A 12,397-nucleotide genomic window follows, 5' to 3' on the forward strand; every position below is an offset into this window, starting at 1 on the left:
CCCTCAAGTGAGACGTGAACGAATCAGGTTCTGCCGAACTCGGTAGAGCCGTGGAAGAGCCGTAAGACGCTGAGAAGAGCCGTGAACTGATGATCAGTGGTGCAGGATCTTCGAGAGGAAGTCCTTGGCACGGTCGCTGCGCGGATTGCTGAAGAACTCGTCGGGCGTGGCCTGTTCGACGATCCGGCCGTCGGCCATGAAGACGACCCGGTTCGCGGCGGAGCGGGCGAAGCCCATCTCGTGCGTGACGACGACCATCGTCATGCCGTCGCGGGCCAGTTGCTGCATGACTTCGAGCACTTCATTGATCATCTCGGGGTCGAGCGCCGAGGTCGGCTCGTCGAAGAGCATGACCTTCGGGTTCATCGCCAGAGCCCGTGCGATCGCGACGCGCTGCTGCTGTCCGCCCGAGAGCTGGGCGGGGTACTTGTCGGCCTGCGAGCCGACACCCACGCGGTCGAGCAGCGTGCGCGCGGTCGCCTCGGCCTCCTTCTTGTCCGTCTTGCGGACCTTGATCTGGCCCAGCGTGACGTTCTCCAGCACCGTCTTGTGTGCGAAGAGGTTGAACGACTGGAAGACCATGCCGACATCGGCACGGAGCTTCGCCAGTTCCTTGCCCTCGTCGGGCAGGGGCTTGGCGTCGATCGAGATCGAACCCGAATCGATCGTTTCCAGGCGGTTGATGGTGCGACACAGTGTGGACTTGCCGGACCCGGAGGGTCCGATGACGACCACGACCTCGCCACGGGCGATGGTCAGGTCGATGTCCTGGAGCACATGCAGCGCGCCGAAGTGCTTGTTCACGTTGCTCAGTACGACCAGGTCGCCCGTTGCCGGCCCGGCGTCCCCGGTGTCCTTGGTCGCTGACACTCCGCTCATCGGCTTTTTGCTCCGTCCTCACTCGGTTGGGGAGGACCTTAGTCACGCACTGCGATCAGCGTCATTACATCTGAGCTGAAATTGAGCATAACGATCCGGCCGCAACCGGACACTCCGTGTCAAGGGGGCAGTGCGGGGAGTACCGGGTGGGTAACGGAAACCTCGGTGTAACGGGAAGGCTCTTGACTGTCGCGGCGCCATCGGCGTGGATGCCAGATACGTAGACACCTACATCGGACATGACTCAAGATCCCGACATTCGGGATCGCGACAGAAAAGGGGGCCCGTGAGGCTGCTGCTCGTGGAGGACGACGACCATGTCGCCGCCGCCCTGTCCGCCGTGCTCGCCAAGCACGGATTCCAGGTCGTCCATGCCCGCAGCGGCGAGGAGGCGCTGCAGGCCGTACTGCCCACCGGCGGCAGACCGCCGTTCGCCGTGGTGCTGCTCGACCTCGGACTGCCCGACCAGGACGGCTACCAGGTCTGCGGAAAGATCCGGAAGATCACCTCGACCCCGGTGATCATGGTGACGGCGCGGGCCGACGTACGCTCCCGGATCCACGGCCTCAACCTCGGGGCCGACGACTACGTGGTCAAGCCGTACGACACCGGCGAACTCCTCGCGCGTATCCACGCCGTCAGCCGGCGTGCCGTCGGCGGCGACGAGCCCGGGCACCCGGACGAGGCGGCCCAGCGGCTCGGGCGCCTCACCCTCGAACTGCCCACCCGCCGCGTCACCGTCGACGGTGTGCCCGTACAGCTCACCCGCAAGGAGTTCGACCTGCTGGCCCTCCTCGCGCAGCGCCCCGGAGTCGTCTTCGGCCGGGAACAGATCATCAGCGAGGTGTGGCGGACGAGTTGGGAGGGGACGGGGCGCACGCTGGAGGTCCATGTGGCGTCGCTGCGCTCCAAACTCGGCATGCCCGCGCTCATCGAGACCGTACGAGGGGTCGGCTACCGGCTGGTCGTTCCGGCCCCGCACCCGGGGTCGTAGCGGCCCGGTGAGTACCCGACTTCTGCCGCTGCTGATCATCCTCATGGCGGCCGTGCTCCTCGCCCTGGGGTTCCCGCTCGCCGTCAGCCGCGCCGCCGCCGAGCAGCAGGGCGTCGTCATCGACCGGATCGATGACACGGCACGGGTCGCGGCCCTCGCGCAGTTCGTCTCCGAGGGCCGCACCGCCGCGGAGGGACGCACGGGCAGCCAGGAGCGGCGCGACCTGCTGGAGGAGGAACTGACCCGCTACCACGAGGTGTACGGGATCAGGGTCGGCGTCTTCTACCGTGACGGCGAGGCCATGGCCAGCGCCCCGAAGGGCTGGCGGGTGCCCGCGGCGGGCACGGGACGCCAGTCCTTCCAGGAGGCCCTGCTGGGGCGCCGCAGCGACGACCCCGAGCAGGTGTGGCCCTGGCAGAACGGCCGGCTCATCGTGGACTCCCCGGTCGTACGGGACGGGGACGTCGTCGCCGTCGTGGTGACCGACTCGCCGACCGGCCAGATGCGTTCGCGCACCCTGCGGAACTGGCTGGTCATCGGGGTGGGCGAGGCGGTGGCCATGCTCGTCGCCGTCGGGGCCGCCATCCGGCTGACCGGGTGGGTGCTCCGGCCCGTACGGGTCCTGGACGCCGTCACCCACGACATCGCCACCGGCCGGATGAAGTCGCGCGTCGCCGCGGCGGGCGGGCCGCCGGAACTGCGGCGGCTGGCCGGCTCGTTCAACGAGATGGCCGACAATGTCGAGGACGTACTGGAGCAGCAGCGCGCCTTCGTCGCAGACGCCTCCCACCAGTTGCGCAACCCGCTCTCCGCGCTGCTGCTGCGGATCGAACTGCTCGGCCTCGAACTGCCCGAGGGGAACGAGGAGATCGCCTCCGTACGCACCGAGGGCAAGCGGCTGGCCCAGGTGCTCGACGACCTGCTGGACCTGGCGCTGGCCGAGCACACCGCCGCCGATCTGCGGGTCACCGACATCGGGGAGGTGGCCGCGGAGCGCGTCGCGGCCTGGCGGGCGCTCGCCGAGGAGAAGGGCGTACGGCTGACCGAGCACCGCGCCGCGGTGACCGGCTGGGCCGACCCCATCGCGCTCTCCAGCGCCCTGGACGCCGTGATCGACAACGCCCTCAAGTTCACCCCCGCCGGCGAGGAGGTCACGGTCACGGTCGCCCGTAACGGCACGACCTCCACCGTCGTCGTCAACGACGGCGGCCCCGGGCTCACCGACGAGGAACTGGTCCGGATCGGTGACCGCTTCTGGCGCAGCAACCGTCACCAGAACGTCAAGGGATCGGGGCTCGGCCTCTCCATCACGCGCGCGCTGCTCGCTGCGGGCGACGGCACCATCACGTACGCGCACGGCGAGCCGCACGGTCTGCGGGTCACCGTCAGCGTCCCGAGGACGGCGCCCTGACCTGAGTCACGTCGGCCCTCGGCGGCTTCATGCAGGGCTGCTCCGGGGCTACGGCTTGACCGACCGGTAGTAGCGTTTCGCGCCCTCGTGCAGCTTGAGCGGGTCCGTGTAGATGGCGGTCCGCAGATCCACCAGCTGGGCGGGGTGCACCTTGTGGCCGATGCGGTCCCGGCTCTTGATCACCGTGCGGGTGAAGCCCTCCACCAGATCCGGGTCGATCCCGTCGTTGGTCACGAGCAGATTCGCCACCGCGACCGTGGGGACGGCGGCCGTGCTCCGTATCCCGTCGTACGCGTCGGCGGGTATCTCTGCCGAGCGGTAATAGCGCGAGGCGGCCCCGCCCGAGGTGTGCAACTTCTCGACCAGCGCGGCGTCCAGCGGGACCAGCCGTATGTCGTAGCGCGCGGACAACTCCTGCACGGCGGTGGTGGGCAGCCCGCCCGACCAGAAGAAGGCGTCCAGCTTCCCCTTTTCGAGCAGGCCCGGCATGGTGTCTATCCCGGCCAGGACCGGGCTGACGTCCTTCTCGGGATCGAGCCCGGCGGCCGTCAGGATCCGCTCCGCGAGCAGCCGGACCCCCGACCCCTCCTGGCCCACGCCCACCTTCTTCCCCCGCAGTCCGGCGACTGAGCTGATGCCGGTGCTCCTGGCGGCGATGAGCTGCACGTAGTCGTCGTAGAGCCGCGCGCAGCCGCGCAGTCCGGCCGCGCCGGGGCTGCCGTCCTTCCGGTACTTGGCGACGGCGTCGGCGGTGGCGATCGTGAAGTCGGCCTCGCCCGTCGCCACCCGTGCCAGGTTCTGCTGGGAGCCCTCGCTGTCCCGCAGATCGACCGACACCCGGGGCAGGTCGCGCGCCAGATCCTCCTTGAGCAGCGTCCCGTACCGCTGATACACGCCGGTGGTCACCCCCGTACTGAAGGTGACCGAACCGCTCGGCGAGGCCGTGCCGATCGGCGCCAGCCACCACACGAGCAGCCCGAGCACCACCAGCCCGACGGCCGTGCCCTGCAGGGCACGGCCACGGCTGAGGCGGGACGGGAGGGCGAGCATGCGCCGATCCTGTCAGCTCACTCCCCGTGATGGCCAGGCCTTGTCCAGGACTCGCCACCCACCTCCGCCCTCCACCCGGCCGGGCGCCGCGAGCACGGCGGCGGGGGGCCACACGGGAGCACCTACCCTTGAGGGATGACCAGCAGCGGCGACCGGAGTCAGGCAGTGGGCGGTACGAGAAGTTACGAGGTACGCACCTACGGGTGCCAGATGAATGTCCACGACTCCGAACGGCTGTCCGGCCTCCTGGAGGGCGCGGGGTACGTCCGGGCGCCCGAGGGCTCGGACGGCGACGCGGACGTCGTCGTCTTCAACACCTGCGCCGTCCGCGAGAACGCCGACAACAAGCTGTACGGCAACCTCGGCCGGCTCGCGCCGATGAAGACCAGGCGGCCGGGCATGCAGATCGCCGTCGGTGGCTGTCTGGCACAGAAGGACCGCGACACCATCGTGCGGCGGGCCCCCTGGGTCGACGTGGTCTTCGGCACGCACAACATCGGCAAGCTGCCGGTCCTCCTGGAGCGCGCCCGTGTCCAGGAGGAGGCGCAGGTCGAGATCGCCGAGTCGCTGGAGGCGTTCCCCTCCACGCTGCCGACCCGGCGCGAGTCCGCGTACGCCGCGTGGGTCTCCATCTCGGTCGGCTGCAACAACACGTGCACCTTCTGCATCGTCCCCGCGCTGCGCGGCAAGGAGAAGGACCGCCGCCCCGGTGACATCCTGGCCGAGATCGAGGCGCTGGTCGACGAGGGCGTCTCCGAGATCACGCTGCTGGGCCAGAACGTCAACGCGTACGGTTCCGACATGGATGACCGTGAGGCGTTCTCCAAGCTGCTCCGCGCCTGCGGCGCGATCGAGGGCCTGGAGCGCGTCCGCTTCACCTCGCCCCACCCGCGCGACTTCACGGACGACGTGATCGCGGCGATGGCCGAGACGCCGAACGTGATGCCACAGCTCCACATGCCGCTCCAGTCCGGCTCGGACACGATCCTGAAGGCGATGCGCCGCTCGTACCGGCAGGACCGCTACCTCGGCATCATCGACAAGGTGCGCGCCGCCATCCCGCACGCCGCCATCTCCACCGACATCATCGTGGGCTTCCCCGGCGAGACCGAGGAGGACTTCGAGCAGACCATGCGCGTCGTGCGCGAGGCGCGCTTCGCGCAGGCGTTCACCTTCCAGTACTCCAAGCGCCCCGGCACCCCGGCCGCCGAGATGGACGGCCAGATCCCCAAGAAGGTCGTCCAGGAGCGCTACATGCGGCTGTCCGCCCTCCAGGAGGAGATCTCCTGGGAGGAGAACAAGAAGCAGGTCGGCCGGACGCTGGAGATCATGGTCGCGGAGGGGGAAGGGCGCAAGGACGGCGCCACGCACCGGCTTTCGGGGCGCGCGCCCGACAACCGGCTCGTCCACTTCACCAAGCCGGACGAAGAGGTGCGCCCGGGCGACGTGGTGACCGTCGAGATCACCTACGCCGCCCCGCACCACCTGCTCGCCGAAGGACCGACGACGCGGGTACGGCGCACCCGCGCGGGCGACGCCTGGGAGAAGCGGAACACCGACGAGGCGGCGAAGTCCGCCGGGGTCCTGCTGGGTCTTCCCACGGTCGGTGTCCCGGCCCCGCTCCCGGTCGCCACCGGCGGCTGCGCCGCCCTCTGAGCGCGGCACTAGGCTTCTGATCATGCTCGTTTCCGCTGCCGTATGTCCGAGTCCGCCGCTGTTGGTGCCCGCTGTGGCGGCCGGTGCCGCGCCCGAGCTGGACGGCGCGCGCGCCGCGTGCGCCGACGCGCTGGGTGTGCTCGCCGCCGCCCGGCCCGACCGGCTGGTCGTCGTCGGTCCCGCGGAGCGGGGGGCCGGGGGAGTGGAAGCCCATGCGCGGGGCGCCGTGGGGTCGTTCCGAGGCTTCGGCGTGGCGGTGGACGTCGTCCTCGGCGCAGTCGGACCGGGCACAGCCGGACCGGGGGGCGACGGGGGGACGGGCGACGGGGGGACGGAAGGCGCCGACCGGCGCCCCGGGTCCGAGAGAGGTGACCGGAGCCCCGGGCGCGCGCTGCCCTCCTCCCTCGCCGTCGCGGCGTGGCTGCTGGGGCATGTGCGCTGGTCCGCGGCCCCCGTGTCGGGGCTGGCGGTGGACCCAACGCTCGCCACCGACCGGTGTGTCCTGGCCGGACGGGAGATCGCGGCGGGGGCCGATCGGGTGGCGCTCCTGGTGATGGGCGACGCCAGCGCGTGCCGCACGCTCAAGGCGCCCGGCTATTTGGACGACCGGGCGGCCGGTTTCGACGCCTCGGTGGCCGCCGCGTTGGCCGCGGCGGACGTGGCGGCGCTGACGGCGCTCGACGTGGCGGCGGCGTCCGAGCTGAAGGCGGCCGGTCGGGCGCCCTGGCAGGTACTCGCGGGCGCGGCCGAGGGTGCGGGCCTGGAGAGCGCCCTGCTGTACGAGGACGCGCCGTACGGCGTCGGCTATTTCGTGGCCGCCTGGTCGTAACGGCGCGTGTAAAGCGCGTGAGCGCCCGGGAGAGACGAGTACGGGGCGGTACGGGGCGCCGGAGCCCCGTACCGCCCCCGTACTCGTGCGTCCGGAGAATCAGGAAGCGGGCGGCGGCGGGGGAGGAGTGCCGTCGTCCTTGTGGGAGAGCTTGCCAAGGGCGTCCTTGGCCTTGCCCGTACCCGTGTCGATCTTGTCGCTGTACTTGCCCTTGGTCTTCTCGTCGACCGTGCGGGCAGCCTTGTCCAGCCCCTGTTCGATCTTGTCCCCGTGCTGCTGCGCGAGGTCGGCGACCTTTTCCTTGGCCGGACCGATCTTGGCCTTCAATGAATCCAGGAAGCCCATGGGCCACCTTCCCTCGGAGGAAACAACAGCCTACTGGCGGGCGCTCTTTCCGGCCTTGTTGTCCGCCGCTGCCTCCGCCGACCGCTGCTTCGGGATCTCGACTCCCTCGGCGGCGACGGCTTCCGACCGGTCGGTTTCAGCCGGCCCGGCCTCGGTCGCGCGGTCTCCTTCGCCTCGGACGGAGCCTCGGACGAGGCCCGGACCTCCTGTTGAACCAGGAAAAAACGCCCATATCTTCTCCGTATCGTACGCGTGGGAGTGGAGATCCGCGCCGTCCTGGGCCGTCCGTCGCACCGCTCAGGGGCGCCGGTCCCGGAACACCGCGGCCGGAACCCCGCAACAGGCGACGGCCCCGGCGGTACTCCGTCACGTAACTCGTTCGGGCAGGGCCCCCTAAGTTTGCGAGACTGGGGCGGTGAGAAGCGCACCTACCGCACCGCGGGTCATCGCCGTCGTCGGTCCCACCGCGGCCGGCAAGTCCGATCTGGGCGTCCACCTCGCCCGGCAACTCGGCGGTGAGGTCGTCAACGCCGACTCCATGCAGCTCTACCGGGGGATGGACATCGGCACCGCCAAGCTGACGACCGAGGAGCGCGCCGGAGTGGCGCACCACCTCCTGGACATCTGGGAGGTCACGCAGGCGGCGAGCGTCGCCGAGTACCAGCGGTTCGCCAGAGCGGCGATCGACCGGCTGCTCGCCCAGGGCCGTACGCCCGTCCTGGTGGGCGGCTCCGGGCTGTACGTACGCGGGGCCATCGACGCCCTCGACTTCCCCGGCACCGACCCCGAGGTACGCGCCCGGCTGGAGGCCGAGCTGATGCTCCGCGGCTCCGGCGCGCTGCACGCCAGGCTCTCCGCGGCCGACCCCCCGGCGGGCCGCGCGATCCTGCCCAGCAACGGCCGCCGTATCGTCCGCGCGCTGGAAGTGATCGAGATCACCGGCAAGCCCTTCACGGCCAATCTGCCGGGCCATGACTCGGTGTACGACACCCTCCAGATCGGCGTCGACGTCGCCCGCCCCGAGCTGGACGCCCGGATCGCGCGCCGGGTCGACCGCATGTGGGACGAGGGCCTCGTGGCCGAGGTGCGCGGACTGGAGGCGCGCGGGCTGCGCGAGGGGCGTACGGCCTCCCGCGCCCTCGGCTACCAGCAGGTGCTCGCCGCACTCGCCGGTGAGTGCACCGAGGAGGAGGCGCGCGCGGAGACCGTACGCGCCACCAAACGCTTCGCGCGCCGCCAGGACTCGTGGTTCCGCCGTGACTCCCGGGTGCACTGGCTGGGCGGCGGAACGGAGCACCGGGAAGAACTCCCGCACCGGGCGCTCGCGTTGGTCGAACGGGCGGTCACAGCCTGATCACGTGATGGCATCGGGACGCTCCGCGCGTCCGTGCGGTCCTTCCGGGCGTGCCATCATCGAGCAACGGTCGACCATCGGGCATCGATCGACCAGTGGAGTCCGACTTGGGAGGGCGCGTGGCGATGGAGGCCGGCCCTCGCGACAGAGAACCCACGTCCTCGGAGACGTCGGAGGACGGCCCGAGGCTGAGTCCTGACGGTCCGGAGGACGAGACCGTCACCGACGAGGTCCAGGTCGAACTCCGGCCCCAGCGCAGGCTGCGGATCTGGCAGCTCGCCCCCATCGTGACGCTCGCCGCCGTCGGATCGCTCATGTTCGCCTTCCCCCTCGCCTTCGGCACCGGGGACGGCGGGGCGGTCGTCGCCATGCTCGGACTGCTGATCAGTTGCTGCGCCGCCGGCGCGGGCATGATGACCGCGCGCCGTGTCGGCCACACCTGGCCAGGGCTGCCGAGCCGGTCGTCGGGCGAGCGCCCCGACTGGCGCGTCCTCGCCCTGTACGTGGCAGTGGGCGCCGTCCTGGTCGCCCTCGCCGTCTGGCGGGTCGCCCGGCTGCGCTGACCGGGCCCCGGCGCGCGGCAGGGCCCGTGCGGGCCTCTTCCCGGCCGTCCCGCACGGCGATGTCCGACCCTGCTCGTACGATGGTTTCCGTGAGTACTTCGCAGACCGCCCCCTCGCAGGCCGCCCCCATCGCCTTCCTCAAGGGACACGGGACGGAGAACGACTTCGTGATCGTTCCCGACCCGGAGAACGCCCTGGAGCTGCCGCCCCGCGCCGTGGCCGCCCTCTGCGACCGCCGGGCCGGCCTCGGCGGCGACGGGCTGCTCCACGTCGTGCGGTCCGCCGCGCACCCCGAGGCGCGCTCCATGGCCGGTGAGGCCGAGTGGTTCATGGACTACCGCAACGCCGACGGATCGATCGCCGAGATGTGCGGCAACGGTGTGCGGGTCTTCGCCCGCTACCTCCAGCGCGCCGGACACGCGGAGGCGGGCGATCTGGCCGTCGCCACCCGCGGCGGCGTCAAGAAGGTGCACCTCGCCAAGGGCGGCGCGGAGGGCGGGGCCGGTGACATCACTGTCCACATGGGACGCGCCGTGCTCCCCGACGATCAGGTGGCGGTCACGGTCGGCGACCGGGAATGGCCCGCCCGTAACGTCAACATGGGCAACCCCCACGCGGTCGCGTTCGTCGAGGACCTGGCGCACGCGGGGGAGCTGCGCACCGAGCCGCCCGTCAGCCCCGCGTCCGTCTACCCGGACGGGGTGAACGTCGAATTCGTCGTCGACCGCGGCCCGCGCCATGTCGCGTTCCGTGTCCATGAGCGCGGCTCCGGCGAGACCCGCTCCTGCGGCACGGGCGCCTGCGCCGTGGCCGTCGCCGCGGCCCGCAGGGACGGCGTGGACCCTGCGGTGACGGGCGAGCCGGTCACGTACACCGTGGATCTCCCCGGCGGACGGCTCCTCATCACGGAGCGCCCGGACGGCGGGGTCGAGATGACGGGGCCCGCCGTCATTGTCGCGGAGGGTCACTTCGACGCGGTCTGGCTCGAATCCGCCTTCGGTTAAATCTTCGCTCGGATGGGTGATCCGTTTCACGTCGGGCGGGACCGGGACTGCCCGACGCGGCCGGGTCGGTAGCATCAAGCACCGGCCCGGAGGGCGTCCCCGCCCTCTCCCCGCCGGTCGAAGCTGCCCGGAGGTGCCCCATGAGCGCAGAGGCAACCAGCCCTGGTGCCCACAGCCGCAGACGCGGTCTTCCCCGGATCGACCTCCGCAGACTCGGCAGGGCCGCCTTACTCGGCCCCGCCACCAGGGACCGGCTGCCGGCCGCCATCGGCCATGTCGCGGAGGCGCACCGCGCGCACCACCCGGACGCCGACCTCGCCGTACTGCACAAGGCGTACGTCCTGGCCGAGGCCTCGCACCGCGGGCAGTACCGCAAGAGCGGCGAGCCGTACATCACGCATCCGCTCGCCGTGACCCTGATCCTGGCCGAACTGGGCGCCGAGACCACGACCTTGACCGCCTCCCTCCTCCACGACACCGTGGAGGACACCGAGGTGACGCTCGATCAGGTCCGGGCGGAGTTCGGCGAAGAGGTCTGCTACCTGGTCGACGGCGTGACCAAGCTGGAGAAGGTCGACTACGGGGCGGCGGCCGAGCCCGAGACCTTCCGCAAGATGCTCGTCGCCACCGGCAACGATGTCCGGGTGATGTCGATCAAGCTGGCGGACCGGCTGCACAACATGCGGACCCTCGGGGTGATGCGCCCCGAGAAACAGGCCCGGATCGCCAAGGTCACCCGCGACGTGCTCATCCCCCTCGCGGAACGCCTCGGCGTCCAGGCGCTCAAGACCGAGCTGGAGGACCTGGTCTTCGCCATCCTCCATCCCGAGGAGTACGCGCACACCCGCGCCCTGATCGCGGACAACGCCACCGCGGGTGACGCCCTCGCGGCCATCTCCGAGGACGTCAGGCGGGTGCTGCGCGAGGCGGGCATCACCGCCGAAGTCCTGGTGCGGCCGCGGCACTCCGTCTCCGTGCACCGGTCCGGGCTGAAACGCGGTGAACTGCGCGGCACGGACTTCGGCAGGCTGCTGGTGCTGGTCACCGAGGACGCCGACTGCTACGCGGTCCTCGGCGAGCTGCACACCTGCTTCACCCCGGTGATCTCCGAGTTCAAGGACTTCATCGCGGCGCCCAAGTTCAACCTGTACCAGTCCCTGCATACGGCGGTCGCGGGGCCGGACGGCGCCGTCGCCGAAGTCCTCATCCGCACGCACCGGATGCACAAGGTCGCCGAGGCCGGGGTGGTCGCCCTCGGCAACCCGTACGCGTCCGTCGACTCCACGGGGGCCCAGGACGCCACGGAGCGTGCCCCGGCCGCGGACCCGCAGGACGGCGAGCGCGCCGACCCGACCAGGCCGGGCTGGCTCTCGCGCCTCCTGGAGTGGCAGGAGGCCACCACCGACTCGGACGCCTTCTGGACGACGCTCCGCGCGGACCTGGCGCAGGACGCGGAGATCACCGTCTTCCGCGCCGAGGGCGGCATGCTCGGCCTGCCCGCCGGGGCGAGCTGTGTGGACGCCGCGTACGCGCAGCACGGCGAGGCCGCGCACGGCTGCCTCGGGGCGCGCGTCAACGGCCGTCTGGCGCCGCTCAGCACGGTCCTGCGGGACGGCGACACGGTCCAGTTGCTGCTGGCCCAGGACGCCGCCTCGGGGCCCTCGCCGCAGTGGCTCGACCACGCCCGTACGCCCGCCGCCCGGATCGCGATCACCGGCTGGCTGACGGCCCACCCCGAGGCGGTCGGGACGCCCGACGCCGCGCCCCGCGCGGCGCTCGCCGTCACCGCTGACCGGCGGGGCGGGACCAACGCCGTGGTGGACGTGCCGGGCGCCACCGTACGGTTGGCCGGCTGCTGTACGCCCGTACCGCCCGACGCGGTGACCGCCTTCTCCGTACGCGGCGGCGTGGTCACCGTCCACCGGCAGGAGTGCCGCGCCGTGGAGCGGATGCGCGCGCTGGACCGTCGTCCCATCCCGGTGACCTGGGGCGACGCGCCGGAGTGCCGGGTGACGCTGTACGCCGAATCGTTCGGACGGCCCCGGCTGCTCGCCGAACTCACGGAGGCCATCGCCACGGCGGGCGCGGCCATCGTGTCGGCCACGGTGGAGCCGCCCAGCGAGCAGCGCGTACGGCACACGTACACGCTGGAGCTGCCGGACGCGGCGGGCCTGCCCGGTCTGATGCGCGCCATGCGCGACGTACCGGGCGTGTACGACGTCAGCCGCGCCCAGCACCCGGCGACCGCCTGAGCACGCTCCGGGGCCGGGCAGGACGCCCGCCGTGGGCGTACGTCCTGAAGACGTACGCCC

General features: G+C 71.5%; 11 protein-coding genes. 8 read left to right on the plus strand and 3 right to left on the minus strand.

Annotated features, from left to right (window positions below):
- Positions 1–93: 93 nt before the first annotated feature.
- On the minus strand, positions 94–879 hold the full coding sequence (locus ACFXPL_RS29225) for an amino acid ABC transporter ATP-binding protein (RefSeq protein ID WP_384925197.1): 786 nt from the start codon (positions 877–879) through the stop codon (positions 94–96).
- Between the two features lie 286 nt (positions 880–1,165).
- Between ACFXPL_RS29225 and ACFXPL_RS29230 the strand changes: the two genes are divergently transcribed.
- Positions 1,166–1,873, plus strand: coding sequence for a response regulator transcription factor (locus ACFXPL_RS29230; RefSeq protein WP_384925199.1), 708 nt, complete (start codon positions 1,166–1,168; stop codon positions 1,871–1,873).
- 7 nt (positions 1,874–1,880) lie between these two features.
- On the plus strand, positions 1,881–3,284 hold the full coding sequence (locus ACFXPL_RS29235; protein WP_384925200.1) for an ATP-binding protein: 1,404 nt from the start codon (positions 1,881–1,883) through the stop codon (positions 3,282–3,284).
- 48 nt (positions 3,285–3,332) lie between these two features.
- Here ACFXPL_RS29235 and ACFXPL_RS29240 read toward each other — a convergent pair whose 3' ends face one another.
- Positions 3,333–4,334 carry a TAXI family TRAP transporter solute-binding subunit gene (locus ACFXPL_RS29240; RefSeq protein WP_384925202.1) on the minus strand — a complete coding sequence of 334 codons (1,002 nt, stop codon included), beginning with the start codon at positions 4,332–4,334 and terminating at the stop codon, positions 3,333–3,335.
- A gap of 135 nt (positions 4,335–4,469) precedes the next feature.
- Here ACFXPL_RS29240 and miaB point away from each other — a divergent pair, with 135 nt between their 5' ends.
- Positions 4,470–5,990 (plus strand): tRNA (N6-isopentenyl adenosine(37)-C2)-methylthiotransferase MiaB, encoded by a 1,521-nt coding sequence (gene miaB / locus ACFXPL_RS29245; RefSeq protein ID WP_384925204.1) that lies wholly within the window; start codon positions 4,470–4,472, stop codon positions 5,988–5,990.
- A 22-nt stretch (positions 5,991–6,012) separates the two neighbouring features.
- Positions 6,013–6,819 carry a hypothetical protein gene (locus tag ACFXPL_RS29250; RefSeq protein ID WP_384925206.1) on the plus strand — a complete coding sequence of 269 codons (807 nt, stop codon included), beginning with the start codon at positions 6,013–6,015 and terminating at the stop codon, positions 6,817–6,819.
- A 99-nt stretch (positions 6,820–6,918) separates the two neighbouring features.
- Here the strand turns inward: ACFXPL_RS29250 and ACFXPL_RS29255 are convergent, their stop codons facing one another.
- On the minus strand, positions 6,919–7,164 hold the full coding sequence (locus ACFXPL_RS29255; protein WP_384925208.1) for an antitoxin: 246 nt from the start codon (positions 7,162–7,164) through the stop codon (positions 6,919–6,921).
- Positions 7,165–7,579: 415 nt separating this feature from the next.
- Here ACFXPL_RS29255 and miaA point away from each other — a divergent pair, with 415 nt between their 5' ends.
- The 4 genes from miaA (at position 7,580) to ACFXPL_RS29275 (ending at position 12,337) form a co-directional block, all read left to right on the plus strand.
- Positions 7,580–8,518 (plus strand): tRNA (adenosine(37)-N6)-dimethylallyltransferase MiaA, encoded by a 939-nt coding sequence (miaA, locus tag ACFXPL_RS29260; protein WP_384925210.1) that lies wholly within the window; start codon positions 7,580–7,582, stop codon positions 8,516–8,518.
- Positions 8,519–8,643: 125 nt separating this feature from the next.
- The gene (locus ACFXPL_RS29265) at positions 8,644–9,081 is read left to right on the plus strand and encodes a hypothetical protein (protein WP_384925218.1); all 438 of its coding nucleotides are present in this window, start codon (positions 8,644–8,646) and stop codon (positions 9,079–9,081) included.
- Positions 9,082–9,161: 80 nt separating this feature from the next.
- Positions 9,162–10,085 carry a diaminopimelate epimerase gene (gene dapF / locus ACFXPL_RS29270; RefSeq protein ID WP_384925212.1) on the plus strand — a complete coding sequence of 308 codons (924 nt, stop codon included), beginning with the start codon at positions 9,162–9,164 and terminating at the stop codon, positions 10,083–10,085.
- A 140-nt stretch (positions 10,086–10,225) separates the two neighbouring features.
- On the plus strand, positions 10,226–12,337 hold the full coding sequence (locus tag ACFXPL_RS29275; protein ID WP_384925214.1) for a RelA/SpoT family protein: 2,112 nt from the start codon (positions 10,226–10,228) through the stop codon (positions 12,335–12,337).
- The last annotated feature ends 60 nt before the right edge of the window (positions 12,338–12,397 follow it).

This window comes from Streptomyces sp. NPDC059092, assembly GCF_042756365.1.
Taxonomy (GTDB): domain Bacteria; phylum Actinomycetota; class Actinomycetes; order Streptomycetales; family Streptomycetaceae; genus Streptomyces.

Bases quoted from the DNA above. Each gene is read 5' to 3' on its own strand.
- ACFXPL_RS29225 (WP_384925197.1), bottom strand. From the start codon at position 879: ATGAGCGGAGTGTCAGCGACCAAGGACACCGGGGACGCCGGGCCGGCA.
- ACFXPL_RS29240 (WP_384925202.1), bottom strand. From the start codon at position 4,334: ATGCTCGCCCTCCCGTCCCGCCTCAGCCGTGGCCGTGCCCTGCAGGGC.
- miaB (WP_384925204.1), top strand. From the start codon at position 4,470: ATGACCAGCAGCGGCGACCGGAGTCAGGCAGTGGGCGGTACGAGAAGT.
- ACFXPL_RS29250 (WP_384925206.1), top strand. From the start codon at position 6,013: ATGCTCGTTTCCGCTGCCGTATGTCCGAGTCCGCCGCTGTTGGTGCCC.
- ACFXPL_RS29255 (WP_384925208.1), bottom strand. From the start codon at position 7,164: ATGGGCTTCCTGGATTCATTGAAGGCCAAGATCGGTCCGGCCAAGGAA.
- ACFXPL_RS29265 (WP_384925218.1), top strand. From the start codon at position 8,644: ATGGAGGCCGGCCCTCGCGACAGAGAACCCACGTCCTCGGAGACGTCG.
- dapF (WP_384925212.1), top strand. From the start codon at position 9,162: ATGGTTTCCGTGAGTACTTCGCAGACCGCCCCCTCGCAGGCCGCCCCC.
- ACFXPL_RS29275 (WP_384925214.1), top strand. From the start codon at position 10,226: ATGAGCGCAGAGGCAACCAGCCCTGGTGCCCACAGCCGCAGACGCGGT.